Source organism: Sphingomonas sp. ASY06-1R, assembly GCF_052180265.1.
GTDB lineage: Bacteria > Pseudomonadota > Alphaproteobacteria > Sphingomonadales > Sphingomonadaceae > Sphingomonas_I.
In genome coordinates this window covers 2,832,212-2,859,053 of the sequence record NZ_CP197464.1, presented here as the reverse complement: position 1 = coordinate 2,859,053, position 26,842 = coordinate 2,832,212, and the positions used below count along the sequence as shown (strand labels likewise).

Below are 26,842 nucleotides of genomic sequence, written 5' to 3'. Positions count from 1 at the left end.
CGCTCCCGCGCAGCCTGCAAGCAACAAAGCCGATGTCGATGCTAAAAACAGATGTTTCATGTCATGCTCCAGCTACCCCTGTCGCGAGGCTGGGCTAGGGCGAGTCCGCTGAATAGCGCGAAAACGGCCAATGCAGCCCGCGTTCAGGGCTGCAACGCCGCCTGGAAAGCGCAAGGCCGGCCACATCCGCCGCGGTCGTGATAAGGCTTTGATATTGAGATTCTTCCTGATGGGATGCCATCGGTGGCGTCGTGCGGAGCGGTTGGGTAGCCGGGAACCGCGGGCCAACAAATTTTCCTGAGTTTGGGGAGCCAACATCCTTGCTCTGCACCGTCGCGGGGTGCGACAGGGGCGCATGCAGTCACATCTCCGCGCTACCGTTGCCGCCGGCGTCTATGCGGTGATCACCGGTAAAAAGGTTGCCGGTATCTACGATCACGCCGTCGGCCGGCATTTGCGGATCGCCGCCGAATGCCGTGATAATTGGCTGCAGGCGCTGGATGGGGAACGCAACGCGAAGTTCGGCGGCACCCTTCCCGAACTGTTCGATGAACGCGACCGCGTCTACGTTTCCATGGAGATCGATGGCACGACAGCCCGCGGCTATGATCGTGGCTCGGCCAGCTTCTATGTCGCCCATGTCACCGGCCAGGTCGTGCAATTATTCGACCATGATTCCGATACATGGTTTGCGTTCGATGTGCAGCTGGTGCCGGGCGAACCGCCCTCAGCGGATCGCTGACAGCAGCGCTGCAAACGCATTCCGCCTGGCGAGGAGGCGTTGGCGGATCGCCGTTGCGTGATGCTCAGCGCCTTCGGCACCTCCGGCGTGGCCTGTGAACAGAAGCAATTCATGATAAAGACGCCGGCGGGGGGGATCGGCATGACGAACAGGATCAATCAATTCCTTGTGGCAATCGCTCTGTCCGGGGTCGTGCCGTCGGTCGCTATTGCGGCGGAACCCGTTGGGCGGATCACGGGCGTCGGCGGGATATTCTTCAAGAGCAAGGATCCCAAGGCGCTGATGGCCTGGTACCGCGACGTGCTGGGGATCAGGATCGAGGCGTGGGGTGGCGCGACGATGGCCTATGACGCTCCCGGGCACCCACCGGTCGTGACGCTGAACGCCTTTGGCGCCAAGAGTGACTATATGGATCCGTCGCCGCGGGAGTTCATGCTGAACTTCGCCGTCGACGATCTTGCCGCCTTCGTCGAGCGACTGAAGGCCAAGGGCGTTCCTCTGGTCGGGCGCAGCGATAGCGATCCCAGCGGCAAGTTTGCGTGGATCCTCGATCCCGACGGCACCAAGATCGAGTTGTGGCAGCCCGCCAGATAATCGCGGCCGAGCCTGAACCTAACTCGTCGTGCCGCCCAAGGCCCGCGCGAGATCGACCTGCACGCTTAGCCGACGGGTCCGCACCTGCAGGAGGGCGCGTTCGGCATCCAGAGCGGCGGTCTGTGCGGTCACCACCTCCAGATAATCCGACGCTCCATCCCGATAGCGTATGAGCGACAGGTCGCGCGTTCGCTCGGCGGCGCGGGCAGCGTCGCGCTGATTCTGTTCCTGCCGCGCCAATTGCCGGCTCAGCGCCAGATCGTCCTCGACCTCCCGGAACGCGGTGAGGACGGTGGCGCGATAATCGGCCGCAACCTCTTCATATTGTGCGCGCGTCAGCCGCACCTGGGCACGGCGAGCGCCCCCATCGAACAGCGATAGCGCGGCGCCGATCGGCCCGAGCGCCCAGAAGCCGCTGGACGCCGACAACAGGCTGTGTCCCGTGCTTTCGAAACCGCCCGAGGCGCCGAGCGAAAGACTTGGGAAGAGCGCGGCACGGGCGACGCCGATGCGGGCATTGGCCTGATACATGCGCCGCTCGGCGGCGGCGATGTCGGGCCGTCGCTCCAGCAGGGTCGATGGGATGCCTGTTGCGATCGCGGGCGGTGCCATGTCGATATCGACCACCGGCAAGGCAAAGCTGGACGGGCTTTCGCCGACCAGCACGGCGATGGCATGTTCCAGATTGGCGCGATCGGCGAGCACCGAATCCAGTTCCGATCGTGCGCTGGCCAGCTGGGCGTCGGCGCGGCTGACATCAATTCCAGAGGCGATCCCGCCCCGGTGGCGGGTATTGGTCAGATCGGAGGCGCGGCCGAAAGCTTCCACCGTCTGCCGCAGCAGAACGATGCGCGCATCCAGCCCGCGCATGTCGAAATAATTACTAGCAAGCGACGCCTGGAGCCCCAGCCGCACCCCGGCAAGATCGGATGCGCTGGCCTGCGCACCGCCCTGCGCCGCGCGGATAGTGTTACGCACGCGACCAAACAGATCCAGCTCATAGGATAAGGAGGCGCCGATCTGCGTCGTCGTGAAGCTGCTGGTCGTCCCGGGCGAGAAAGGACGATTGGCGGATTCGCGGCTTCTGCCGCTGGTCGCCTGGGCATCGATGGACGGAAACAGATCGCTGCGCGCGTCGCCCACAAGCGCCCGGGCCTGCGCGTAGCGCGCCGCTGCCGCGGAAAGATTGGGATTGGCGGTCTCGATCCGCTCTTCCAGCGCGTCCAGCGTGGTATCGCCGAACGCCTGCCACCATTTGCCCGGCGCGGTGACAATGCTGCCCGCCGGCTGCCAGCCCACGACTTCCTTATAGGCCGCGACGGATGGTGTCGCCGGGGGACGATATTCGGGTGCGAGCGAGCAGCCGGCGAGCGCCACCGACGCTGTCGCGAACAATAGGCTCCTACTTTTTCGCATCGGGCGTTCCCCCGGCCGGCGCGGATGGCGCTATCCGCACCTTGTCACCGGACTGCAGCGAGTCCGGCGGGCTGTCGATCACGCGGTCGCGCGGCCCAAGGCCCGCGGTAATTTCCACCGTCGCCCCATTGTCCCGGCCGACCGTAACCGAACGGAGGACCGCCTTATTGTCCGGGCCCAGCACAGCCACCTGGGTACCCTTCTCACCAACGATCAGCGCGCTGGCGGGCAGTTCGACCGCACTGGTCGATCCGTGCAGCGGGAAGCTCACCTGCGCATAGGACCCCGGCTTCAGGGCGCGATCGCCATTGGTTGCCTGCAGCTCGACCAGCACCGTTCCCGATGCGGGATCGACGGCATCGGCGGTACGCGTGAGTATCGCGTCGAAGGTCCGGCCCGGATATTCGGGCAAGGTCATCTTCACCTGCATGCCGACGCGGATCTGGCCCGAATAATTTTGCGGCACGCGCACGTAGATGCGGATGCGGCTGATGTCGGAAACGGTGAACAAAGGCACCGAGCCGGCGGTGCCGGCGGATACCAATTGGCCGATCTGGGTCGAGCGGCTGGTGATTGTGCCGGCGAAGGGCGCCACCAGCCGGGTGAACCCCTGGGTCGCGCTCAGCCGCGCGACGTCGGCGGCGGCGGCATTGGCGGCGGCCGTCTTGGCCTTGAGATCGCCTTGCTTTTCGTCCGATTCCTGCTTGGAAACGGCATCCTTGGACAGCAGATTGCTCCAGCGCGCCGCGGTCGAGCGCGCCAGATCCTGATTGGCACGCGCCGTCTGCAGATCGGCGCGTGCCGCGGCGAGTTGCTGATCGACTTCGGGCGCATCGAGGACGGCGAGCACCTGGCCGGCGCTGACGCGATCGCCGATATCGACGAGCCAGCGACGGACATAGCCATTGGTGCGCGCGAAGATGGGCGCGCTATTATAGGCCTGAAGCGTGCCGGGCAGCGTCAGCCCGTCGCCCTTGGCCATATCGGCCGCGCGGATCAGCGACACGGCCGGCTCGGCCTGGGCGTCGGTCCATGTTGCCAGCTGCTGATCGTGGTTCCAGCGGCTGAACAGGCCCCACGCCACGATCGCGAGCGCGACCACCAGGGCGATGATGCCGATCTTCTTGAGCGATCCGGTGCTGCCCTGTTCAGGCATGAGCTTCCTCCAGGGGGCTGTCATCCAGCGTCGGCGCGGCGGCGACGCGGCGGTTCTTGTGCACGAGGCTGAAGATGATCGGTACGAACATGAGCGTGGCGAATGTCGCGACCGCCAGTCCACCGATCACGGCCCGGCCGAGCGGCGCATTCTGTTCGCCACCCTCGCCAAAGCCCATCGCCATCGGCAGCATGCCTATGATCATCGCAAGCGCGGTCATCAGAACGGGGCGGAAGCGGGTCATGCCGGCTTCCAGGGCTGCGCGCACCGCCTCGCCATGCTCCGACAGCTTCTCGCGCGCGAAGCTGACCACCAGGATCGAATTCGCCGTGGCGACGCCCATGCACATGATCGCGCCGGTCAGGGCCGGCACCGACAGCGTCGTGCCCGTGACGAACAGGATCCAGATGATCCCCGCCAGCGCGCCCGGCAAAGCGGTGATGATCACGAACGGGTCGAGCCAGCTCTGGAAGTTCACGACGATCAGCAAATAGATCAGGACGATCGCGCCGATCAGGCCAAAACCAAGACCGGAAAAAGCGGTCTTCATCGTCGCATATTGGCCGCGCAGGGTGACGGTAACGCCCTTGGGCTGCTCGGCCTTCAGCGACGCGATGACCTGCTGGATGTCCCCGGCGATCGCGCCGAGATCGCGGCCGTTCGGCGTGGCGTAGATGTCGATCGCGGGCGCGATGTTGAAGTGGGATACGACTGCGGGCGACGTGCCGCGGTTGATCGTGGCCAGCCCGCCCAGGACCTGTGGCGTGCTGCCCTGCGCGCCGGTCACCGGCACATTGGACAGATCGCTGATCGATGCGATCTGCCGTTCGGGCGTCTGTGCCACCACCGGATAGGACACGCCGTTTTCGGGATTGAGGAAGAAGACGGGTGCGCTTTGCTGGGTCCCGGCGAGCGAACTGCCGAGGCTGGTGGTGACGTCCCGCTCGGTCAGACCGAGCTGGCCGATACGGCTGCGATCGACGTTCACGTTCAGCTGCGGATAGCGCGAGCTTTGCTGGATGCGCGCGTCCGCCACGCCCGGGATCGCGGCGATCCGCTTCAGGATCTTACGCGCGAAGGCATTGTTGGCGGCGTCGTTCTTGCCGGTCACCTGGATGTCGATCGGTGCGGGCGCGCCGAAATTCAGGATCTGGCTGGTGATATCCGCCGGCAGGAAGGCGAAGGTCGATCCGGGGAAGGCGCCCGGTAATATCTCGCGCAGCTTGCGGACATAATCGGCGGTCGGGCGGTGATGTTCGGTCAGCTGGATCAACACGTCGCCGTCCTGCGGGCCGATCGTGCCGGAATTATTGTAGGTCGTGTTGATCGAACTCACCGGCAGCCCGATATTGTCGACGATCGAAACCAGCTCGTCCGGCGGGATGACCTGGCGGATGCGGCGCTCGATCCGGTCGAAATGCGCCGCAGTGTCCTCGATCCGGCTGCCGATCGGCGCGCGAACATGCATCGCGATCTGGCCTGAATCGACCGAGGGGAAAAAATTCTGCCCCAGGAACGGGACGAGCAGGAAGGACAATAAGACGACCGCCAGGAAACCGATCACGAACGGCTTGGGCACCTGCAGGGCGCGCTCCAGCAGCGCGCCGTAGCGGGTGCGAACCCGCTCGAACCGCGTCTCGAAACCGCGTTGGAAGCGAATGAGCGGATTACGCGACGACGCGCTGCCGGCGGCATGCTCGTCCTCGCCCGCCTGATGTCGCTTGAGCAGATACATCGCCATCGTCGGCACGAGCGTGCGCGAGAGGATGAAGGAGGCGATCATCGCGAAGACGACCGCGAGCGCCAGCGGCACGAACAGAAAGCCTGCCACGCCTGGCAGGAAGAACATCGGCACGAACACGATACAGATGCACAGCAGCGATACGAAGGCCGGCGTCACGATCTGCGCGGCGCCGTCCAGGATCGCCTGCTTGACCCCTTTGCCTTGCTCCAGATGCCAGTTGATATTCTCGATCGTAACCGTCGCGTCATCGACAAGGATGCCGACCGCCAGACTGAGCCCGCCCAGCGTCATGATGTTCAGCGTGTTGCCGGTCGCCGACAGCGCGATGATCGCGCTCAAGATGGCGAGCGGGATCGACACCGCGATGATCACGGTCGACCGCCATGATCCCAGGAACAGCAGGATCATCGCGCTCGTGAGTGCTGCGGCAATGACGCCTTCCTTGACCACGCCCGAAATCGCGGCCTTCACGAAGAGCGACTGATCGCCGATCGGCACGATCTTTAAAGAGGCCGGCAACGTCTCCTGGATCTTGGGCAATGCGTCCTTGATGCCCTGCACGATCGCGAGGGTGGAAGTGGCGCCGTTCTTGAGGATCGTGATCAGCACCGATCGCGAACCGTCGACATGGACGACGTTGGTCTGCACCGCCGATCCGTCGCGGACATGCGCGACGTCGCGCATGAAGACGGTCGCGCTTCCGACCTGCTTGATCGGCAGGTCGTTCAGTGCGTCGATCGAATTGGGCGCGTTGTTGAGCGCGACATTATATTGGAAGTTGCCGATCTTGGCGAAGCCGGCCGGAGTGATCTGGTTCTGCGCGGCGATCGCATTGCCGACATCCTGCGCGGACAGCCCCTTGGATTGCAGCGCTTGCGGATCGAGATCGATCTGCACCTGCCGCGTGCGTCCGCCGGAGGGATAGGGGATGGCGGCGCCGGGCACAGTCACCAGCCCGGTGCGCACCTGGTTCTGGCCGATGTCGAACATCTGCCCTTCGGACAGGCCCTTGCCCGACAGAGCGAGCTGCAGGATGGGGACGGTCGACGCATTATAATTGAGGATCAGCGGCGGGGTGATCCCTGGCGGCAATTGACGCAGCACGCTCTGCGACACCGACGTCACCTGCGCGGTGGCGGTGCGAATATCGGCCCCGGGCTGAAAATAGATCTTGATCACGCCGATGCCCGGCAGCGACTGGCTTTCAATATGATCGATATCGTTGACCGTCGTCGTCAGCACGCGTTCGAACGGCGTGACGATGCGCCCGGACATGTCGGCCGGGGAGAGCCCCTGATATTGCCAGGCGGTCGCGATCACGGGCACGCCGATATTGGGGAAAATGTCCACCGGCGTGCGGATCGCGGCAAGCACGCCGACGATCAGGATCAGGATCGCCATGACGATGAACGTCAGCGGGCGAAGGAGGGCGATGCGAACAATGCCGATCATGGGGAGCTTTCGGCCGACGGGACGTGAGGGCGAAGCCAGGGCAGGAGCGAAGGCGCGCAGCCACCGTGCGAAGCGCGTGGCCTGACGGGCAGATCGGACTAAGATACCGATCAGTCCAATATCGATTGCAGCTTGATTGAGACGTTGTAGATATCAATCCTATGGAATTGCGCCATCTCCGCTATTTCGTCGGCGTTGCGGAGGATCTGCATTTCGGCCGCGCTGCCGCGCGCCTGGGAATCTCGCAGCCGCCCCTCAGCCAGCAGATCATCGCGCTGGAGGGGGAACTCGGCGTCCAATTGTTCGATCGCACCAGCCGTTCGGTCGTGCTGACCGATGCGGGGACATTGTTCCTGCACGAGGCGCGGGCAACTCTGGCACAGGCCGAACGGGCTATTCTGGTCGCGCGCCGCGCCGCACGTGGCGAGCTGGGCGAACTCACCATCGGCTTCAACGCCTCCGCGCCGTTCGTGCCCCCGGTCGCCCGCGCGATCCACGACTTCCGCAACGCATATCCCGAAGTGCATATGACGCTGTCGGAACTGTCGGAAAGCGGCCTGCGCGACGCGCTGGCGGCACGGACGATCGAGATCGGCTTTCTGCGCAGCCTGCGCGAGCCGGAACTGCCGGCCGGCGTCACCGCCCGCCTGCTGATGCGGGAAGGGCTGGTGGTGGTGATGCGCCCGGATCATCCGCTGGCGGCGCGCGACACGATCGTCGCGACCGATCTCGCCGCCCAGGCGATGGTGGTCTATCAGCGTGGCCTGATCGGCGGCTTCACGGAAGAATTGCTACGGCTGCTGCGGGCGGAAGATGTCGAACCCATCATCGCGCAGGAGGTGCGCGAGGTCTCCACGCTGTTTGGGCTGGTCGCCGCCGGGATCGGGCTCACCATCGTCGCCCAATCCCTGCGCGCGCTGCAATCGGCCGGCCTGGTATATCGGGATTTCGATGCGCCCGAGGCCAATTCGGCCATGTGGGTCGTCCACCAGGAAGGGCGACTGAGCGAGCCGGCGAGGCACTTTCTGGATACGATCGTGCCGGGCAAGGGGGAAGGGTAAGCAGCGCGTCATGGCCTGCTGGTCGGCACCAGCGTTCCGCGGGATGGATATGGGGTGCCTTTGATTTCTGTTTGTTGGGCTGATGACAACCGCGCCCCTGCCACAGCCAGCTTCGTTCCTTGATCCGCGGGGTGTAACGCACTGCGCGCCGGTGTCGCATCCTGCCTTCGCGCCGGGTGAGCAGCCGAAAAACAGCCTTATGGCAGGCTTTCTCGCGACAGACATCTTGCCGCCGACGCCTTCGATGCCATATTCTGGCCTTCACACATGACAGCACATCACATCATCACGATGGCCACCGACAAGGATGGCGAGGACGAAGGCACCGGTCTCGGCGTCGCCACGCGCACGCGCACGCGGACCAAACAGCCTTCGCTCTATAAGGTGCTGATGCTGAATGACGATTACACGCCGATGGAATTCGTCGTGCTGTGCCTGCAGCGCTTTTTCCGGATGGGGCTGGAGGATGCGACTCGCGTGATGCTGCATGTCCATCAGCGCGGCGTGGGCATCTGCGGCGTCTTCACCTATGAGGTGGCTGAAACCAAGGTGTCGCAGGTGATGGATTTTGCGCGCCAGAACCAGCACCCGCTGCAGTGCACGCTGGAAAAGGCCTGATCGCGAAGGCGTGCTAGTCGCGGGCCGGCGGTAGCCAGCTGCGATCCACCACCTCGTGCCGATCATTATAGTCGGCAAGGCGCGCCAGCCGCTCTGGATCGAGGATGCGGAGCGAATTGCCGGATCGGGCGATCAAATTCTGTTCGCTCAGGACCCGCATCGTGCGATTGACATGGACGGCGGTGAGCCCGGTCAGATCGCCAATCTCCTCCTGCGTCAGCGGTAGCGCGAACCCATGATCGACCGGCAGTCCGGAAAAGCGCAGGCGACGGGCGATCCACAACAGCAGCGCCGCGACCCGCCCGCGCGCCGACGCCCGGCCCAATGAAATAAGCCGGTCCGTCAGGGCGACACGGTCCACCTGCTGCACCGCGAACAGCAGCGCCCCCAGCCGCGGATGATCGGCAAAAAGCCGGCCCAGCCGGACGCGATCGATCAGGCAGACTTCGGCATCGGTGAGGGCGGTGACGGCGTCGGGCGCTCTGGCGAACGCAAGACTGTCGAGGCCGAGGACGTCGCCCTGAAAATGCAGTCGCACGATCTGCCGCCGGCCATCCTCCAGCAGCGCGGAACAGAAAATCCACCCGCTCTGCACGACATAGATGTCGCCCGGTGGACCATGTTCCGGCCGGATCACGGCGCCGCGTTTATAGTGCCGGCTACCCGCCGTCAGCCCGTCCAGCGCATTCTGTTCCGCCGCAGTCAGCTCTCCGTAACGGCCGAGATGTTCGGCCAGGCAACTCTCGCCCATTCAGATACACGTCCCCTGTTGCGGCGCGTCTAGCGCGGCAACGGCGCTGGTGACGCTAACCCGCATCAACCCTTGCGGTGGATTGAAATAATTGCAGGCATCGTGGTGGGGCCGCCGCGCTTGCACGTGCGCCGCGAGCCTTTACAGCAGCGCCGATGGACAGGATCGTTATCCGCGGAGGCAACCGACTGGAAGGTCGCGTGCCGATTTCGGGCGCCAAGAACGCGGCGCTCACCTTGTTGCCGTGCGCTTTGCTGACGGATCAGCCGCTCACCTTGACCAATTTGCCGCGATTGGCGGACGTCGAGGGTTTCGGCCACTTGATGAATGAGCTTGGCGTGTCGACCACGATGGCAGGCCAGCGCGGCAATTCGCCGGTGCGGGCGATGACGCTCAATGCCGATCATATCTCGTCTACGACCGCGCCGTACGAGATCGTCCGCAAGATGCGCGCGTCGATCCTCGTCTTAGGGCCGCTGCTCGCGCGCGAAGGCGAAGCGACCGTATCCCTGCCGGGCGGTTGCGCCATCGGAAATCGTCCGATCGATCTGCATCTCAAGGCGCTTGAGGCGCTCGGTGCGGAGATCGAGCTGGCGGCCGGCTATGTCCGCGCGGTCGCACCTGATGGCGGGCTGAAGGGCGGACATATCGTCTTCCCGCTGGTGTCCGTGGGCGCCACCGAAAATGCGCTGATGGCGGCGGCACTCGCCCGTGGCGAGACCATAATCGACAATGCGGCACGCGAGCCCGAAATCAGTGATCTGTGCAAATGCCTGGTCGCGATGGGCTCCGAAATTTCGGGCATCGGCACCGAACGGCTGGTGATCCAGGGCAAATCCAGCCTCCACGGCGCCACGCACCGTGTCATGCCTGACCGCATCGAAGCGGGCAGCTATGCCTGTGCGGCCGGCATCACCGGCGGTGACCTGCTGTTGGAAGGGGCGGACGCCGAGGATATGGCCGCGATCATCGCCAGCCTCACCCAGGCTGGGCTGTCGGTCAAAGAAGAAGCGGATGGCATTCGCGTGTCGGCCGAAGGCCGGCTGCGTCCGCTGACATTGTCCACCGCGCCTTTTCCCGGCTTCCCCACCGACATGCAGGCGCAGTTCATGGCGATGCTGACGCTGGCAGGCGGCACGAGCGTGCTGACCGAAACGATCTTCGAAAATCGCTACATGCACGTGCCGGAGCTCACCCGCATGGGCGCCGACATCCAGGTCCATGGCCGCACCGCGATCGTGAAGGGCGTGGATCGCCTTGCCGGCGCGCCGGTGATGGCCACCGATCTACGCGCCTCCATGAGCCTGGTCCTCGCCGGCCTCGCCGCCAAAGGCGAAACGCAAGTGTCGCGCGTCTACCATTTGGATCGTGGCTATGAGCGTCTGGAAGAAAAGCTCTCCGCCGTCGGCGCGAATATCGAGCGCGACAGCGGCGGCTGACGAACGTTACGAAGCCTGGGCGATTGCTATACTAACGCCGTGCATTGTTCTTCGGACGAGGTATGCCGCACGACCATGACCTTCGTTGCATCCGACAAACGGTCCGCGCCCGACGCGCGATGCATTCCGCTATTTCCGACGCCTATGTTCAGCAGCCTGGTCGAGGGCCATGCGGCGCTGAACAGCGCGTTGCTTGCCCAGATCCTCAAGCATCGCGAAGGCGAGCGCGGCGTCAGCAAGTCGAACGTCCATGGATGGCAATCAAATAACCACATGACCCGCTGGGGCGGTAGGCCCGCGGAGACGCTGGCCGCCGCCGTGGTGGCGATGGCCGCGCACGTCACGGCGGACGTCAAGGGCGACGCCACGCGGAAAGTGCGCTGGCGCCCCGAAATGTGGGCCAACGCCAGCGGATCGGGCGCATCGAATCAGACCCACTGGCACCCCGGCTCCTATCTGTCTGCGGTCTATTATGTGGATGATGGCTATGCCGGTTCGGCCGATACGGCGCTGGGCGGCGAGCTGGTGTTCATCGATCCGCGTATGCCCTTCCTGCGAATGGGCGATCCCGAACTGGCCCGCCGCGGCGCGGACGGCAGCGCGCCGGGCACGGAGGCGTGGTTGCGCCCACGCAGCGGTTTGCTGGTGATGTTCCCGTCCTTCCTGGGTCATTCGGTGCGGCCCTATCTCGGCACCGGGCTGCGTGTGAGCATCGCGATCAATCTGGTCGCCGCTTTTGAGCCGGCGGCGGCGCAATGAATATCGACTCCCTGTTTGAAACCAACGTGATCCTCGCATCTCTGCCCGACGCGGGCGCCATCAACGCATCGCTCGGTCCGCTGCTGCTACGGGCCAGCGAACGCGCGTCCGCCGCGCCGATGGGTTGGCACGGACCGGTGCCGGCCGACCTGGGCGCGGGGGATGCGCAGGCGCTCGCCAGCCTGACCGAGCAGGCGATTGCGGTGGCGCGGCGTTACACCGAGCGCGGTGACGCCGGCGCGCCCGTCCCGCATTGGGCGACGCAGATCAGGCTGAACGTGGCGCGCTTTGGCCAGTCGCCACCCGAGTTGGCACCGTCCTACGGCGCCTATTGGACCGCAGACTATATTGTGGACGACGGCTATGCCGGTTCGCCCGATCGGGCTCTGGCGGGCGAACTGGTCGTCGAAGATCCCCGCCTGCCGGCGCCGATGATGGAGCTGCCGGACCTGCGCCTGCAAGTGTCGGCCGATCCCCGCGGCACCTTTTATGACCCCGAAGCGGCGATCCGTCCGACGACCGGCATGCTGCTGCTGTTGCCCGGCTGGTTGCGCCGGCGCTATCGGCCGCTGCGCAGCCGCCAGCCACGGAGCTGGGTTTCCATCGCGCTCACGCCGGTGCGCTGACGCCCGCTCACCATGTGATCAAGGGCGCGCGGTGCCGCCAGCTGGCGGTGTGGAGCGCATCCAGGACGAAGTTGGCGACGTCGGCGCGGGCGATGGCACCGCCATGATACTCCGAAAGATCGGTCAGCGCGCGGATGGCGCCGCGTTCGGGCTTGTCATTTAGCACGGTGGGGCGAACCAGGGTCCAGTCCAGGCCGCTCTCGCGCACGATCGCCTCCTGCCGATTCTTGTCCGCATAGACGTTGCGCAGCAGCAGCGGCATGATCAGGCGGTCGAACAGGAAGCCGCCATGTCCCGCACTATCGCCGGCGCCCAACCCCGTAATACAGATCAGACGCGACACCTGTTCGGCCTGCATCGCGTGAACGAGCGCGCGCGTCGCCGTCGAGAGCAGGGTCACCTCACGGATCGGGCTGACCGGGGTGCCAAGCGCGCTGATGACGACGTCCTGATCCCTGACCGCCTCCTTCAGTTTACCGGGATCCAGCGCGTCGCCGACGACGATCTTCGCGCCCTCCAAAGTCTGGCCCTTGTCGGGAGAGCGCACCAGCGCGGTGACATCGTGCCCCCGCGCGCGCGCCTTGCTGACGATCAGGCGGCCGGTGCCGCCGGTCGCGCCGAGGACCAAGATCCTGCGGGGCGCCGAATCCTTATCGGGTATGACGGTCATTGATGATCTCCATGCGGAACGGATCGCCAGGGGCGTGAACGTCGCCCGACGGATATGGATCAAATCCTCAAAGCTGGCCGTCGGCAAGCAGCTCCCGGATGCGTTTCAAGGTCGATAACAAGGCTGCCTTATAGCCGCTTCCGCTGTCGAACTGTGCCTGCTCCGCTTGTTCCTCGGCACCGCCAGGCGTTTTGCCGCGCAGGCCGAGATAGCAATAGAAGCGAAGCTGGAGCGCGCCGGCCTCATCCTCGAACAATGTGTTGACGATGGCGCCTTCGCGCGGACCCGTGGCTTGAAAAAAGGTTACCTTGTGCTGCGGTTCCAGCGTGATGATTTCACGCAGGTCGGCGCCGGCGATCGTGGCTTCGCGGACGAAATGCGTGTCGCTCTCCTCGACGACGTCGCAGCGCGTGCAGAGGCCGGGGGGCAGGAAGAGGCGGGCGTCACGCGCCTTGCGCTCAAGCCCGGCCCAAGCTTGCGCCCGGGTCAGCCTGATCTCGCCCGGTGGGTTCACGGGAACGGTGGCGGTCGAATAGATCATGATGCGACTCCTTGTTCTGGCTGTGGGGGTGGGGTCAGGCCGACGCGATCTCGGTGGCGAAGGCGCGGTAGGACCGCAGCGGACGGCCGAGCAAAGTGGTGAGCCGGTCGACGTCGCCTGCGTCGGGGACCATGCCGACGGTCACGAAGCGCTCGCTCATCAGGCGCATGTCGAACGCCATCCAGTTTGGCATGAACTGGCGCAGATTCTGCTCGAACGCCGCGAAATCCTCGCCCGGATAGGCGATCGGACGGCCAAGCACGTCGGTCCAGATCGCGGCCACGTCCGCGCCCGTCAGCGTATCGGGACCGACCAGGTTGATGCGATCGAGCGGAAGCGCCACGGCGCTTTGCTCACGGCGGATCAGTTCGAGCGCCGCAATCTCACCGACATCGCGCGCGTCGATCATGGCCAGGCCCTTGCTGCCGATGGGCATGGGATAGATGCCATGGCCGGCCACCACGTCTTTGATCGTGACGTCGTTGTTGATGAAATAAGCGGGGCGCAGGATAGTGGCCTTGAGCCCCATCTCTTCGATCATGCGCTCGACGCCGAACTTGCCCGCAAAGTGGGGAACGTTCGCATAAAGATCGCTGTGGATGACCGAGAGATAGACGATCCGCTCGATCCCGGCTTCGCGCGCCACGTTGAGCGTGAGCAGGGCCTGCGTAAATTCGTCGGCAACAACGCCGTTGAGCAAGAACAGGGTGGAGACGCCCGAGAAGGCATCGCGCAGGGCATCGACGTCGAGCAGATCGCCTTGGACGACGGATACGCCCTCCGGAAAGTTTGCTTTGGCACTGTCGCGGACAAGTGCACGAACATCGGCGCCGCGCTTGACGAGCTGATCTACGACGTGGCGGCCGATGGTGCCGGTCGCGCCGGTTACGAGAATGGTCATGTGACACTCCTTGGTTGAGCCGTTTGGCTGGCCCCAAGTTAGTGATCCACAAAGATACCAATAGACGGTATATCTGAACGGACCGTCTCACAGGTGGAACATATGGATTTGCTCGCTCTTGCGGATTTCACGTTGGTCGCGCGCCATGGCGGCTTCGGGCGGGCGGCACGCGCGGCGGGGCGGCCCAAAGCGACATTGTCGCGCCGGGTCGCGGAGCTGGAGGCCAGCTTGGATGTGCGCCTGTTCGAGCGTGGCGCACGCATGGTGAAGCTGACCGAAGAGGGCCGGGCGCTGTTCGCGCGTACCGGGCAATTGCTGACCGAGCTGGACGAGACGGTGGCGGCGATCGCGTCGGGCGGAGAGACGCCACGCGGCCGGTTGCGGATCAGTGCCCCTTTGCTCTTTTCCCAGACGGCGATGGGGAAGTTGGCGGCCGGCTTCGCGCTGCAATATCCCAATGTCCGCCTTGAGATCACGGCGGAAGACAGGCCGGTGGATATGGTGGAAGAAGGCTATGATCTGGCGATCCGGGTCAATCCCACGCCCGATGAGACTCTGGTTGGCCGCATCTTCCTGCGTGACCGCCTGGTGGTGGCCGCGAGCCCCGATTTGGCGCTGCCCACGGACAATAGCGCAGCGCCTGCCATCGTGCGCGGGCCGATCGCTCAGGACGAGGCGTGGAATGTGACCACACGCGCCGGCAAATCGCGCATCGCGGTCCATCCTATGCTGAGCCTGTCCTCGCTCGTCATGGTGCGCGATGCCGTACGGATGGGCGTCGGCGCGGCGAAGCTTCCGGTATCGCTGGTGGGAAATGATCTCGCCGCCGGCCGGCTGGTTTCCTGGGGGGATGTCGAAGGTCCGCAGATCGCTCTATGGACGCTTTATCCCTCGCGCCGATTGCTGAGTGCCCGCGTGTCGGCCTTTCTAGATTTCCTGAAGGCGGCGTTCCCGCAGGGGGCGCCGGAAGAATTGGCGGCCTATCTCGGCTGAACAAGCCAGCGGATCATGCCAGCGGCGGAAGCGTTTGCCCAAGATGCCCTCCACCGTAATAAAGGCATTCGATTATGATCCCGCCGCGCAGAGACTGGCGGTGACGTTCCGCACAGGCAGGCACTATATCTATCTTGGAGTGCCGCAGGAAATCGCGACCGGGCTTCGAAAGGCGCCGTCGCTGGGCGAATATTTCAATGCCACTATCCGCGATCATTACCCATTCGAACGGTTGCGTTAGCCTCGCCGTTGCCGGTTTGCCATGTCTTGAGGATCAATTGGCCTCTCCGTGACTTCGCCGCTATCGCCCAACGCTGACTTGTGGAGCGTGGGCACTTTGACGACCGACCATGTGGCTATCATCGGGGGCGGCTTTTCGGGCGCGTTGCAGGCGATCAACCTGCTGCGGCATCACGGCCCCCGGGCGACGTTGATCGAGCGGCGGAGCGCGGCGGGGCGTGGCGTCGCCTATTCGGCGGCGCATCCGGACCATCTGCTCAACGTGCGCGCCGGCAATATGAGCGCGCTGCCGCAGGATCCCGATCATTTCGCGCGATGGCTGGAGCGACGTCATCCCGCGCTCGCCGGCGGCTTCGCGCCGCGGCTCGTCTATGGCGATTATCTGAGCGAGCTGCTCGCGGACGCGCGGGCCGCCGCGCCCGATCGGCTGACGATCCTCGAAGGGGACGCCGTCGATCTGATACCGCATGGAGAGAGCTGGCGGGTGGCGCTGGCCGACGGGCGCACGATCGATGCCGATGCGGTGGTGCTCGCGCCCGGTAATTTGCCGCCGCACGTTCCGGCCGGCATCGATGCCCAGGCGCTTGCCCCCGGGGTGTTCGTCGCCGAGCCGTGGGGTAGCGATCTTGCCGCGGGGCTCACCGCCGAGGACGACATAGTGGTGATCGGCTCGGGGCTGACCATGATCGATATTGCGCTGCTGCTGGAGGCGCGGGGCTTTGGTGGGCGGATCCTTGCCGTATCGCGGCGCGGTCTCAGCCCGCGCGCCCATGCCGCGGTGACGCCGTCCACGCTGGATATGCGTCCGCCGCCCAACGCGATGGCGCTGTTGCGCCATATGCGGACCCGGTCCGAAGAGGTGGGCTGGCGCGCGGCGGTGGACGAGATGCGACCCTATACCGAGGGCCTGTGGATGGCGGCCGACCTGGACGAGCGCCGGCGCTTCCTGCGGCACGTGCGCGCCTGGTGGGACGTGCACCGCCATCGCATTGCGCCGCAGGTTGCCGAAAAGATCGCGGCTTTGCGGGCTGCGGGACGGCTGGAGATCGTCGCGGGCAAGCTTGGCGCGGTCACGGCGGCGGGCGCGCAGGCCGAGGTCCGCTATCGGCGGCGGGGGCAGGATGCGGAGGAGCTGCGGGTGGTGCGTCGCATCATCAACGCGACCGGCCCGCAGGGCGATCTGCTTCGCAGCAGCGAGCCGCTGCTGCGCAGGCTGATCGCGCGCGGCGCGATCCGGCCCGATCCGTTGCATCTGGGGATCGACGTCACGCCGCAGTCGGAGGTGATCGACGCGCAAGGCAATGCGCAGCCGACATTGCTGGCAGTCGGGCCGATGACGCGTGGGACGTTCTGGGAAATCGTGGCCGTGCCCGATATCCGGCGGCAGACCTGGGCGGTCGCCCGCAAGCTGTCGAACGCCCATTGGGTCGGCGGCGAGGGCCTGTAAGATTGCACGATGGTAAAAAGAAAGCCCGATGGCTTGCGCCATCGGGCCGAAGGATCCGCCAGGGAGTCAACATGGCGTTGGACCCTGTATATTTCCTACCTAGAAAATAGGAAATAGAAAAGCTGCTTGCAGGGCCGAAAGCTAAGCTTCGGCGCTACGCGACTTAACCGTTGGTCAGCGCGTCTGCGGTGTTCGTGCCGTTATCCAGCGCGGCGTCCGCACCGTTGTCGACAGCGTTCAGATCGGCTGCGGTCGGATCGGTGGTCGCGTTCAGGTCTGCGCTGGTGTCGTTGACCGTCACGTTCGTATTCTCGGTCTTGCTGGTGCAAGCCGACAGGCCGAGTGCGGCAGCAGCGATAATCGGCAGAACGATAAGCTTCTTCATGGGTAGTTCCCTCCTGATGGAACGCGGAGACATAGACGCGCTGCCGACACCGGGCAATCCCTATACTCATCATAGGATATTGACCCGCTCTTGCCAGCAGCGCGTGCGAGGCCGAAACGCGTATCCTTGAACAAGGAGAAGGTCCATGGCCAAAAAGGGCAAGGCAGCACGTCTGCCGAAAAAGGTGGGCGGCGTGAAGCTGCCCAAGCAATTGCGCAAATCGGCAGGCGTCGTCGCGGAACTCGCGCAGAACCCGATCGCGCGGGAGGTCGTTTCCGCCGCGCTGGTGGCGGGGGCAGGGGCTCTTGCCAAGCGCCGGTTCAAGGGCACGGCGACACCGCCAGCGGCCAAGGCCGGTGGTGAGCTCGACCATCTGATCGCGCAGGGCAAGGAGGTCGGGAACATGCTGGCGCAGGGCGTCGCCGCGTTCCTAGGCGAGTTGTTCAAGGCGCCCGAGCACCCAGCGGGCCAGGCGGAGACCGCGTCAACCCCCATCCCGGCGGAGCCCAAGCCCGTCCCGCCCAAGCGGGCCGCTCCCAAAAGCAGCGCGGTGAAGGCCGCTACGACCGAGCGTAAGCCGCCGCGCGCGCGATCCAACCGCGCAGCCACGCCAAAATCCCCTGCGAGCTGAGAAGCGCTCCGTCACGCTGCCAATGAGGCGTCGTTCCCGTTCGGCGCTCTGGCGGATGGGCCTTCGAATTGCGGGGGCGCCCCCCGTTATTCCGCGGGCGACTTTCACGGACTGGAAAGACGAATGCTGCTGCGTCATTCTTTGAAGCTGCTTCCCCTCTTGTTGATGCTTCCTACTGGGGCGGAGGCGCGCCGCGTCCCTGTGGGGAAGGCGCAAGCCTCCTCCGTCACGCCCACCAAGACCAACCCGTCCTGGCGCTACAGCTGCGATGTCGAGCAGGCGCTCGGCGGTGGCACGATTTCGCTGTCGCGCCTGTATACGGACGACGGCAAGCCAGACGCCGGCGATTTCATGCGATGGAAGCCGCGCGGTTATGACCCGCAGAAAACCCAGCGACCGCTTGAGCTCGAGCTCGGCTATATTTGGGAACCGGCGACCCAACCGACGGTCGATTTGCGCAAGATCGAGATCAAGGTTCGTGTCGGGATCGACGCCGACCTGCCAGAAGTGGCGTGGATCCAGATGCAACGCCCGTTTCCGGTCGAGCCGTACGGCGTGATCGGCAGCACCGCGCTCTCGACCCAGGTTTTCCCTTATACGCACGATTTGCACAACGGGCACGGCGAACTGCCGCTCGGCGACCTTCTTGCTTATGCCGAAGGGTATGACGCCCTCGACTGGACGCTAATCCGTCCGTCCGACCGGCTCGGTGGTGACAAAGAGCTGGCGCGCGGCACGATCGACATTACGGCGCTGCGGCAGGCTGTGACGGCACTTCCCACGCTGCGGGCGGCGCTCGCGCAGAAAACGGCGCAGCCTAAAGCACGGTGCGAGCGGATTCCGTGGCCCGACCTTGTCGTTGAATGATCGAGGACGGCTTGAAGTCCGCGCAGCTGGCGCAGATGGTGAGAGACTGTCGGCGCAAGCCCCTTGGCCGACTCCAGCTGATATCATCGCCAAATCTGCAGCATATGCGCCGTTGCGTTCACACGTCCGGCGGTCGGTGAGATCATCTCAACCGACCGAACGCTGGAGCGGGCGAAGGGATTCGAACCCTCGACCCCGACCTTGGCAAGGTCGTGCTCTACCCCTGAGCTACGCCCGCTCGTGCGCATCCGGGGCCAGACCCCGGGGGTGAGGGCGGCTGTTAGCAACGGTTTTGCAGTGCCGCAACCCCCAAGCGACGATCATTCTCATCAATCATGTGGATAGTTTGCCGATTGGCTTTCGGGCTTGTGCGGCCGCCGCAACGACCCACATAAGCCGGAACAGATCAGGAGACATCACTTTGGCGACCTTGGGGATGAGTGCGGCCGACGCGCAGGCGATCGAGGCTTTCAAGCGCGATGTGATCGAGCCGTCGATGAGCGCGCTCGTCATTCTCGACTTCTGGGCGGAGTGGTGCGGACCGTGCAAGCAGCTGACCCCCGTCCTTGAAAAGGTCGCCGCAGACTATGCCGGCAAGGGCGTAAGGCTCGCCAAGATCAACGTCGACGAACAGAAAATGATTGCCGCGCAATTCCGCGTGCAGTCGATCCCGACCGTCTACGCGGTATTCCAGGGGCAGTTGGTCGCGGATCTCACGTCGGCCCGGACCGAAGGGCAATTGACCAAGATGCTGGATCAGCTGCTGAAGCAGCTTCCCGTCCACGGTGAAGAGGATGCGCTTCACGACGATATCGCCCCGTTGATCGCGATGGGCGAGGAGTCGCTGGAGGATGGGGATGCCGAGCGCGCCTTGTCCATCTTCAGCCAGTTGGCGGAAATGGCCCCGGAGGATTTGCAGGTCATTGCCGGCCATGCCCGCGCCTTGCTTGCGACCGGCCACACCGAAGAGGCGCGTGCGCTGCTCGCCCAGGTTCCCGCCGATAAGGCCAAGGATGCCGGCATCGCGCGCGCCAATGCCGCCGTTGCGCTGGCCAGCGAGGCAGCGCCGGTTGACGATCTGGCAGGATTGCGCACCCGTGTCGCAACCGCCCCCGACGATCAGGACGCGCGCTACGAACTCGCCGGCGGCTTGATGGCGGCCGGCGACCGGGACGGCGCCGCCGATCTTTTGCTCGGATCGATCGAACGCGACCGCGAGTGGAATGAGGGCGCAGCGCGCAAGCGATTGCTGACCTTGTTCGAAGCCACCGGACTGGAGGATCCGTGGGTCGCGGCCCAGCGCCGCCGGCTCTCCGCGATCCTGTTCGGCTGATGATCAAGACCGGCACCCGCCTGTCCATCTTCCCGCTCGGCGGCGCGCTGCTGTTGCCGGGGGCTTTCCTGCCGCTGCACATTTTCGAACCCCGGTATCGCGCGTTGGTAAGCGACGCGCTGGCGCGCGATCGCCGGATCGCGATGATCCAGCCGCTGCCGGGATCGGAGGGCGACCATCCCGCGCTGTTTGACATTGGCTGTGTCGGCAAGATCGGCCAGGTCGAAGCTCTCCCCGATGGGCGCTTCAATGTGGTTTTGGAAGGCGTTTCGCGGTTCCGGCTCCTGCGCGAACTGGATGTGACGACGCCGTTCCGACAGGTGCTGGCCGATCTGGAAAGTTTCGACAGGGATGCCGGCGACGAGCTGGTGCTGGCGAGCACCGCGCGCGCCGGGATCGAGCGCGAGGCGCGCCGTTTCGCGGCCGCCCACGGCTATGATATCGATTGGGATCAGGTCGCCCGGCTGGACGATGAATCGCTCGTCAACGGGCTGGCGCAGGTGATCCCGTTCGACATCGCGGCGAAGCAGGCTTTGCTGGAAGCCGCCAATCTGGACGTGCGTGCCGATTTGTTGGCGGAGCTGCTGCGCTTCTCGTCCGCCGGCGACGGGGACGATAGCACGCTGCAATAGTGCCGATCCTGCCCGAACGGCTGGTTTAGACGTCCAAGCCCTGCAGCAGCTTCGGTAACGCGCCGGATTCGCCGCGGGCTTCGGCCATGAAGGCCTGTTTGAGCGGCGGTATGCGCCCGACTATATCGAGCCCGAACCGGCGGATCGCGCGCGGTGCCCGGCCGGGGAGGCCGAACAAGCGGGTCAGCCCATCGGTCGTTGCCGCAACAAGGAAGCTGTCCAGCGCGCGCCAGCGCTCGTAGCGGGCCAGCAATTGCGCATCCCCCATATCCAGCCCCAGCCGCGCGCCTTCCACCAACACTTCAGCAAGGGCCGCGACGTCGCGGAAGCCCAGGTTGAGCCCCTGGCCGGCGATCGGATGGATGCCGTGCCCGGCGTCCCCCACGAGCGCCAGCCGTTCCGCGGTGATGCGCGCGGTATGATGGAAACCGAGCGGATAGGACGAACGGGGACTGACCGAGCGGAGCGGCCCGAGCAGGCCGCCCATGCCCTTTTCGGCTTCCGCCAGGAAGGCGCGATCGGGCAGGCCCAGCATCGCTGCGCCATGCTTTCCGGCCACCGTCCAGACGATCGCCGAACGCGGTCCGTGTTCGTCGTCCAGCATCGGCAGCAGCGCAAACGGGCCGCTTGGGTAAAAGATTTCATGCGCTACCCCGCCATGCGGGCGGGCATGGCCCAGGGTGGCGATGATCGCGGTGTGATCATAGCTCCAGCGTGCCACATTGATCCCGGCGGCCGCGCGGGAGGGGGAATTGCGCCCTTCCGCCCCGACCAACAGCCCCGCCGTGAAGGTGCGGCCATCCGCCAGGGTGACACGGGCGGATGTCGCGTCCCGCTCGACGCTGGCCGGCTGCGCCGGCATCAGCAGGGTGATGTTCGCTGCTGCCGCCGCCGCTTCATGCAAGGTGCGCCGCAACAGGCGATTCTCGTACATGACCCCAAGCGGCCCCGATGCCGGATCGGCGTCGAACAACAGCGCGCGCGGCGTCAGGCCGTCGCTGACCTTGATCGAATGGATCGGGCAGCCCTGGCCCGCGAGCCGCGCGCCGATACCGATCGCGTCCAGCATATGGTGGCTCGCGCTCGCCACCGCCGAGGCGCGCCCGTCAAAGCCGCGGGCGAGTACGTTGGCGGGCTCCGCCGGATCGATGACGATGCTCGACACTCCATGCGCATCCAGCGCAAGGGCCAGCGTCAAGCCGACCAGTCCGCCGCCGAGGATGATGATGTCTGCTCGCTGCACTGAACCCTTCCCGCTCATCCTGCGGAGAGGCTGAGCTTGCGAAGCCTCGTCTGGAAGGATTGTCCTTCAACACGGCACTTCGACCGGCTCCGTGCCTACTCAGGAACAGCGGGTTTGGCTAGCTGACAGTCGATTCTTCCTGACTCCGAAACAGGGCGCGGTCGTCATGGTTAAAGGCCTTGAACCAGATGATCGCACTGAACGTGCCCAGGATCAGCGGCACGCCGACCGCGAGTTCGAACCATTCGAATTTGTGGGGCAGGCGGGTCACGCACCAGCCGATCGTGCCCGCCGTCAGCGCCGCCCAGATCAGCGACCAGCGCCACCCGTTGACGCGTGCGCCGAGGATGTTGCGCAGCAACCGCGCCTTGACGATCGCCGCAAGGCCGAGCGCTACCATCAGGGCAATTGCCGGCCCCGCGGCCGCGATGGGATCGATACGGGAATCAGGCCGTGCCTTGACCCATCCGGCATCGGCAAGGGCCGGCAGCAAGGCACGGATGAGGTAGACGAACGCGACCGACAGGGCGGCTTGCACCACGATCATCGCTCCCGAGATCGCCAGATTGCGCCATGGCGCGACATAGATCAGCGCGGCCTCGCTGACGACCGCGGTCGCCGCGATCGCCTCCGCTGCAAGCAGTACCGCGAGCGCGCCCGTACCGCCGACGAAGCTGGGCCCGACCAGACCCATTACGGCCTTGCCGGGGATGGCGAGCGCCAGGGCAATGCCGATCTGTGCCGCAATGATCCAGAAGCCGACCTGACGCACCTGCTTGGCGACGGCCTGCTTGTTATCGTCCGCCAGATTCTGCGTGATAACCGGCCCCAGGATCGGATCGAAGCTGGTCTTCAGCTTTTGGGGCAGGCTGGCGACCTGTTGCGCGACATAATAGATGCCGACGATCGCGGGCGCGAAAAACAGCCCCAGCATCGCGATGTCCAGCCGGCGCGAGCCCCATTCGATCGCGTCGGCGCCTGCCAATGGCAGATTGCGAATGGCCGTGCGGGACAGCTGGATCGGCTCGGGCCGCCAGCCGCGCGGCCGCCCATAGGTTCTGAGCAGAGGGTAGAGCGAGGCCGCAAAGGCGGCCGCGGCGGAGATCGCATAGGCCATGATCAGTCCGTCGCGCAGCGAATACCAGGCGAGCCCGAAGGCGGCGATGCTGATTACCCACGGTTCGATCAGCGAGCGCGCCTTGACCGTCGCGGCGATGTTTCCGCGATAGGCCAGCGCGGCGAGCGCAATGTCCGAACCGGCCCAGCCGAAGATGGTCAGCGGCAACAGATAGTCGCGGCGATTGATCTCGCTATTGGGAAACATCAATTGCGGCATCGCCATCAACACGGCCGCCGCGATCACCGACGCGATCAGCCCTACCAACAGCGCGTCCCACACGACCGAACTCGGGTCGCGCTTGGTGGTCGACAGCTGCTGCGCCAAACCGCGCTTCAGGCCCATTGTCGCCAATTGCCCGGCAAATTCGACGATGATCGTGGCGTAAGCGAAGCGACCGAGCGCATCCGCGCCATACCAGCGCCCCGCGATGAACAGGAATGGCAGACGTGCCGCCAGCCGCAGCAGGAATCCGAAAAAGTTGGTGCGTCCGCCCTTTGCGAGCGTCTCGATGTCGCCGGGGCCGGTGGCCTCGAGGGTAGCGGTCAAAGTTGATGCCTGTCATCGCGAGGGGCGACGCCGCGCGCCGATCCAGTCCCTATCGGATTGGATCGCTTCGCTTCGCTCGCAATGACGAAATTGCCGAGACGGCAAGAAATGTCGCTCAATGCGCGTCGCCCCAGCTGCGGCCGGTGCCGATTTCGATGCCGAGCGGGACGGATAGGGTGACATGTGGCGTGGCAGCTTCGGCCATGACGCGTTCGATCACCGGCGTGGCAGCAGCGACATCCGCCTCCGGCAGTTCGAAGACGAGCTCATCGTGGACCTGGAGCAGCATGCGGACATGGCCGAGGCCGGCTTGTTCCAGCGCGGGGCCGACGCGCACCATGGCGCGCTTGATGATGTCTGCGCTGGTCCCCTGGATCGGTGCGTTGATCGCCTGGCGTTCCGCACTCTGGCGTTCGCCGACGGTCTTGCCCTTGATCCCCGGCAGATGTGTCTTGCGGCCGAACAAGGTCGTGACGAAGCCCTTGGACCGCAGCTCGTTGATCGTCTCCGCCATGTAATTCTTCACGCCGGGGAAGCGATCGAAATAGCGGTCGATGATCGCCTGCGCTTCGGTGCGGTCGACACCCAGCCGACCGGCAAGGCCCCAGGAGGAGATGCCGTAGAGGATGGCGAAGTTGATCGTCTTGGCCTTGCCGCGCGTATCGCGATCGACCACCCCGAACAATTCTTCTGCGGTCAGGCTGTGAATGTCCTGCCCCTGCGCGAACGCCTCGCGCAGCTGCGGCACGTCGGCCATGTGCGCGGCCAGCCGCAATTCGATCTGCGAATAATCGGCCGCAAGCAGGACATGGCCGGGCGGGGCGACGAAGGCATGGCGGATGCGCCGGCCAAGCTCGCTGCGGATCGGGATATTCTGGAGATTGGGATCGGTCGAGGACAGGCGCCCGGTCTGGGCGACCGCGAGGCTGAAACAGGTATGGACGCGGTCGGTGGCCGGGTTGATCTGCTGCTGCAACGCGTCGGTATAGGTCGATTTGAGCTTGGTCAGCTGACGCCAGTCGAGCACCAGCCGTGCGACCTCGACGCCGTCCGCCGCCAGCCGTTCCAGTTCGTTGACGTCGGTCGAATAGACGCCGGATTTGCCCTTGCGGCCGCCGGCCAGCCCGAGCCGGTCGAACAAAACCTCGCCCAATTGCTTGGGGCTTCCGATCGTGAACGGCCCGCCCGCAGCCTGGTGTACTTCGCCCTCGAGCCGCAAAATGTCTTCGCCGAACTCGGTCGACAGGCGGTGGAGCTCGGCGCGGTCGACGAGGATGCCGGCGCGCTCCATCTCGGCCACCACCGGCACGAGCGGCCGATCGACCAGTTCGTAGACGCGGTTGGCCTGTTCCGGCACCAGCCGCGGCTTGAGCCTGTGCCATAGCCGCAGCGTGACGTCCGCATCTTCGGCGGCATATTCGGTGGCGCGGTCCAGCGGCACCATGTCGAAGCTGACCTGGTTCTTGCCGCTGCCGCATACATCCTTGAAATCAATGCACGCATGATCGAGGTGGCGCTTGGCGAGCTCGCTCATGCCGTGCCCGCCCAGCCCCGCGTCCAGATCGTAGGACAGCAACATCGTGTCGTCATAGGGCGTGATATCGATGCCGCTGCGGCGGAACATGATCAGATCATATTTGAGGTTCTGGCCGATCTTGAGGATCGCCGGATCCTCCAGCAGCGGCTTGAGCTTGGCCAGCACCAGCGGATGGGGCAATTGCTCCGGCCGCTCGGTCAGCAGATCCTCGCCGCCGCGGCCGTGACCGACCGGGATATAGCAGGCCTTGCCCGGCGCGGTCGCAAGGCTGATGCCGACCAGATTGGCACGGATGCAGTCGATATGATCCGTCTCGGTATCCACCGCGACGACACCGGCGGCATAAGCCTGCGCGATCCAGCGATCGAGATCCGCCTCGGTGATGACGGTTTCATAATCCTTGTGCACGAACGGCACCGCGTCGGCGACGCGCGCCGGCAGCGCCGCGCTGGCTTCCTCGCCGCCCAATTTGGTCAGCAGCGATCGGAAACCCTGATCGGTCAGGAATTGCTGGAGCGGCTCCTTGGGCAGGCCCTTGAGGATCAGCTCATCGAGCGGCTGGGGCAGGGGGCGGTCACAGACAAGGCGCACCAATTCGCGGCTGAGGCGGGCCGCATCGGCATGATCGATCAGGTTTTGGCGGAGCTTCGGCTTCTTGATGTCGGGCGCGGCGGCGAGCACGCCCTCCAGAGAGCCATAGGTCTGGATCAGCTCGCTCGCCGTCTTGGGGCCGACGCCGGGGACGCCGGGGACGTTATCGACGCTGTCGCCCATCAACGCGAGCACGTCGCCCAACTGCTCGGGCTCGACGCCGAACTTTTCCAGCACATGCTCGCGCCCGAGCCGACGGTTGTTCATCGTGTCGAACAGGTCCAGCCGTGGCTCGATCAACTGCATCAGATCCTTGTCGGAGCTGACGATCGTGACCTTCCAATCATGCGCCAATGCGGCCTTGGCGTAACAAGCGATGATATCGTCCGCCTCCAGCCCCTCTTCCTCGATGCAGGGCAACGAGAAGGCGCGGGTGGCGTCGCGGATCATCGGGAATTGCGGAACCAGATCCTCCGGCGGCGGCGGACGGTGCGCCTTATACTTATCGTACATGTCGTTGCGGAACGTCTTGGACGATGCGTCGAAGATCACCGCCATGTGGGTTGGCCCATCGGCGGCATGGAGGTCCTCCACCAGCTTCCACATCATGGTGGTGAAGCCATAGACCGCGCCCGCAGGCTGGCCATGCTTGTTGGTAAGCGGCGGAAGTCGATGATAAGCCCGGAAAATATAACCGGAGCCATCGACGAGATAGAGATGATTGGAGGCCATGCTAGCGTCGTTCTAGCAGGCCGCCGGGGCCTGCACAGCCTCCCTTTCGCGAAAGGTCGGGATCGGGCAAACAGC

General features: G+C 65.1%; 25 protein-coding genes and 1 tRNA gene. 14 read left to right on the top strand and 12 right to left on the bottom strand.

Going from position 1 to position 26,842, the window contains the following annotated elements; genetic code table 11:
* Positions 1-355: 355 nt before the first annotated feature.
* Both ACSBM8_RS13785 and ACSBM8_RS13780 read left to right on the top strand, forming a co-directional pair.
* Positions 356-742 carry a hypothetical protein gene (locus ACSBM8_RS13785; RefSeq protein ID WP_442678582.1) on the top strand — a complete coding sequence of 129 codons (387 nt, stop codon included), beginning with the start codon at positions 356-358 and terminating at the stop codon, positions 740-742.
* Positions 743-853: 111 nt separating this feature from the next.
* The gene (locus ACSBM8_RS13780) at positions 854-1,336 is read left to right on the top strand and encodes a VOC family protein (RefSeq protein ID WP_442678581.1); all 483 of its coding nucleotides are present in this window, start codon (positions 854-856) and stop codon (positions 1,334-1,336) included.
* An 18-nt stretch (positions 1,337-1,354) separates the two neighbouring features.
* Here ACSBM8_RS13780 and ACSBM8_RS13775 read toward each other — a convergent pair whose 3' ends face one another.
* From ACSBM8_RS13775 to ACSBM8_RS13765, 3 genes are read right to left on the bottom strand one after another with little or no spacing between them, the layout of a single operon-like run.
* A complete protein-coding gene (locus tag ACSBM8_RS13775) occupies positions 1,355-2,752 on the bottom strand; it encodes an efflux transporter outer membrane subunit (protein ID WP_442678580.1) in 1,398 nt (465 codons plus the stop codon).
* A complete protein-coding gene (locus ACSBM8_RS13770) occupies positions 2,739-3,908 on the bottom strand; it encodes an efflux RND transporter periplasmic adaptor subunit (RefSeq protein ID WP_442678579.1) in 1,170 nt (389 codons plus the stop codon). The genes ACSBM8_RS13775 and ACSBM8_RS13770 overlap by 14 nt, the downstream gene beginning before the upstream one ends.
* Positions 3,901-7,104 (bottom strand): efflux RND transporter permease subunit, encoded by a 3,204-nt coding sequence (locus tag ACSBM8_RS13765; protein ID WP_442678578.1) that lies wholly within the window; start codon positions 7,102-7,104, stop codon positions 3,901-3,903. The genes ACSBM8_RS13770 and ACSBM8_RS13765 overlap by 8 nt, the downstream gene beginning before the upstream one ends.
* Before the next feature lie 161 nt (positions 7,105-7,265).
* Between ACSBM8_RS13765 and ACSBM8_RS13760 the strand changes: the two genes are divergently transcribed.
* Positions 7,266-8,165, top strand: a complete 900-nt coding sequence (locus ACSBM8_RS13760) for a LysR substrate-binding domain-containing protein (protein WP_442678577.1) — start codon at positions 7,266-7,268, stop codon at positions 8,163-8,165.
* Positions 8,166-8,432: 267 nt separating this feature from the next.
* Positions 8,433-8,783, top strand: coding sequence for an ATP-dependent Clp protease adapter ClpS (clpS, locus tag ACSBM8_RS13755; protein WP_442678576.1), 351 nt, complete (start codon positions 8,433-8,435; stop codon positions 8,781-8,783).
* A gap of 13 nt (positions 8,784-8,796) precedes the next feature.
* Here the strand turns inward: clpS and ACSBM8_RS13750 are convergent, their stop codons facing one another.
* Positions 8,797-9,534 carry a Crp/Fnr family transcriptional regulator gene (locus ACSBM8_RS13750; protein ID WP_442678575.1) on the bottom strand — a complete coding sequence of 246 codons (738 nt, stop codon included), beginning with the start codon at positions 9,532-9,534 and terminating at the stop codon, positions 8,797-8,799.
* Positions 9,535-9,689: 155 nt separating this feature from the next.
* On the opposite strand from ACSBM8_RS13750, the gene murA reads away from it, so the two are divergent.
* The 3 genes from murA to ACSBM8_RS13735 all read left to right on the top strand — a co-directional run bounded on the left by murA (position 9,690) and on the right by ACSBM8_RS13735 (position 12,358).
* Entirely contained in the window at positions 9,690-10,973 is a 1,284-nt protein-coding gene (murA, locus tag ACSBM8_RS13745) for a UDP-N-acetylglucosamine 1-carboxyvinyltransferase (protein ID WP_442678574.1), read from the top strand.
* Between the two features lie 75 nt (positions 10,974-11,048).
* On the top strand, positions 11,049-11,732 hold the full coding sequence (locus tag ACSBM8_RS13740) for a TIGR02466 family protein (RefSeq protein WP_442678573.1): 684 nt from the start codon (positions 11,049-11,051) through the stop codon (positions 11,730-11,732).
* Positions 11,729-12,358: a hypothetical protein gene (locus ACSBM8_RS13735; RefSeq protein ID WP_442678572.1), complete on the top strand. Its 630-nt coding sequence runs from the start codon at positions 11,729-11,731 to the stop codon at positions 12,356-12,358. The genes ACSBM8_RS13740 and ACSBM8_RS13735 overlap by 4 nt, the downstream gene beginning before the upstream one ends.
* Before the next feature lie 7 nt (positions 12,359-12,365).
* Here the strand turns inward: ACSBM8_RS13735 and ACSBM8_RS13730 are convergent, their stop codons facing one another.
* The 3 genes from ACSBM8_RS13730 to ACSBM8_RS13720 all read right to left on the bottom strand — a co-directional run bounded on the left by ACSBM8_RS13730 (position 12,366) and on the right by ACSBM8_RS13720 (position 14,470).
* A complete protein-coding gene (locus ACSBM8_RS13730) occupies positions 12,366-13,028 on the bottom strand; it encodes an NAD(P)-dependent oxidoreductase (protein WP_442678571.1) in 663 nt (220 codons plus the stop codon).
* A 67-nt stretch (positions 13,029-13,095) separates the two neighbouring features.
* A complete protein-coding gene (locus tag ACSBM8_RS13725) occupies positions 13,096-13,569 on the bottom strand; it encodes an SRPBCC family protein (protein WP_442678570.1) in 474 nt (157 codons plus the stop codon).
* A 34-nt stretch (positions 13,570-13,603) separates the two neighbouring features.
* Positions 13,604-14,470: an NmrA/HSCARG family protein gene (locus ACSBM8_RS13720; protein WP_442678569.1), complete on the bottom strand. Its 867-nt coding sequence runs from the start codon at positions 14,468-14,470 to the stop codon at positions 13,604-13,606.
* Positions 14,471-14,572: 102 nt separating this feature from the next.
* Between ACSBM8_RS13720 and ACSBM8_RS13715 the strand changes: the two genes are divergently transcribed.
* The 3 genes from ACSBM8_RS13715 (at position 14,573) to ACSBM8_RS13705 (ending at position 17,150) form a co-directional block, all read left to right on the top strand.
* Positions 14,573-15,463: a LysR family transcriptional regulator gene (locus ACSBM8_RS13715; protein WP_442678568.1), complete on the top strand. Its 891-nt coding sequence runs from the start codon at positions 14,573-14,575 to the stop codon at positions 15,461-15,463.
* A gap of 43 nt (positions 15,464-15,506) precedes the next feature.
* Positions 15,507-15,704, top strand: coding sequence for a KTSC domain-containing protein (locus ACSBM8_RS13710; RefSeq protein WP_442681599.1), 198 nt, complete (start codon positions 15,507-15,509; stop codon positions 15,702-15,704).
* A 96-nt stretch (positions 15,705-15,800) separates the two neighbouring features.
* On the top strand, positions 15,801-17,150 hold the full coding sequence (locus tag ACSBM8_RS13705) for an FAD/NAD(P)-binding protein (RefSeq protein ID WP_442678567.1): 1,350 nt from the start codon (positions 15,801-15,803) through the stop codon (positions 17,148-17,150).
* Positions 17,151-17,313: 163 nt separating this feature from the next.
* Here ACSBM8_RS13705 and ACSBM8_RS13700 read toward each other — a convergent pair whose 3' ends face one another.
* On the bottom strand, positions 17,314-17,535 hold the full coding sequence (locus tag ACSBM8_RS13700; protein WP_442678566.1) for a hypothetical protein: 222 nt from the start codon (positions 17,533-17,535) through the stop codon (positions 17,314-17,316).
* Between the two features lie 145 nt (positions 17,536-17,680).
* Here ACSBM8_RS13700 and ACSBM8_RS13695 point away from each other — a divergent pair, with 145 nt between their 5' ends.
* Both ACSBM8_RS13695 and ACSBM8_RS13690 read left to right on the top strand, forming a co-directional pair.
* Entirely contained in the window at positions 17,681-18,166 is a 486-nt protein-coding gene (locus ACSBM8_RS13695; protein WP_442678565.1) for a hypothetical protein, read from the top strand.
* A 123-nt stretch (positions 18,167-18,289) separates the two neighbouring features.
* Positions 18,290-19,033, top strand: a complete 744-nt coding sequence (locus tag ACSBM8_RS13690) for a hypothetical protein (RefSeq protein ID WP_442678564.1) — start codon at positions 18,290-18,292, stop codon at positions 19,031-19,033.
* Between the two features lie 163 nt (positions 19,034-19,196).
* Here ACSBM8_RS13690 and ACSBM8_RS13685 read toward each other — a convergent pair.
* Positions 19,197-19,271: transfer RNA gene (locus ACSBM8_RS13685), tRNA-Gly, on the bottom strand.
* A 198-nt stretch (positions 19,272-19,469) separates the two neighbouring features.
* Here ACSBM8_RS13685 and ACSBM8_RS13680 point away from each other — a divergent pair.
* Both ACSBM8_RS13680 and ACSBM8_RS13675 read left to right on the top strand, forming a co-directional pair.
* Positions 19,470-20,366 carry a tetratricopeptide repeat protein gene (locus ACSBM8_RS13680; RefSeq protein WP_442681598.1) on the top strand — a complete coding sequence of 299 codons (897 nt, stop codon included), beginning with the start codon at positions 19,470-19,472 and terminating at the stop codon, positions 20,364-20,366.
* Positions 20,366-20,998, top strand: coding sequence for an LON peptidase substrate-binding domain-containing protein (locus ACSBM8_RS13675; protein WP_442678563.1), 633 nt, complete (start codon positions 20,366-20,368; stop codon positions 20,996-20,998). The genes ACSBM8_RS13680 and ACSBM8_RS13675 overlap by 1 nt, the downstream gene beginning before the upstream one ends.
* Before the next feature lie 25 nt (positions 20,999-21,023).
* Here the strand turns inward: ACSBM8_RS13675 and ACSBM8_RS13670 are convergent, their stop codons facing one another.
* From ACSBM8_RS13670 to polA, 3 genes are all read right to left on the bottom strand, one after another.
* Complete coding sequence (locus tag ACSBM8_RS13670; RefSeq protein WP_442678562.1) at positions 21,024-22,259, bottom strand: FAD-dependent monooxygenase; 1,236 nt, start codon at positions 22,257-22,259, stop codon at positions 21,024-21,026.
* A 100-nt stretch (positions 22,260-22,359) separates the two neighbouring features.
* Complete coding sequence (locus ACSBM8_RS13665) at positions 22,360-23,907, bottom strand: lipopolysaccharide biosynthesis protein (RefSeq protein ID WP_442678561.1); 1,548 nt, start codon at positions 23,905-23,907, stop codon at positions 22,360-22,362.
* A gap of 115 nt (positions 23,908-24,022) precedes the next feature.
* A complete protein-coding gene (gene polA, locus ACSBM8_RS13660) occupies positions 24,023-26,767 on the bottom strand; it encodes a DNA polymerase I (protein ID WP_442678560.1) in 2,745 nt (914 codons plus the stop codon).
* Positions 26,768-26,842: the final 75 nt, after the last annotated feature.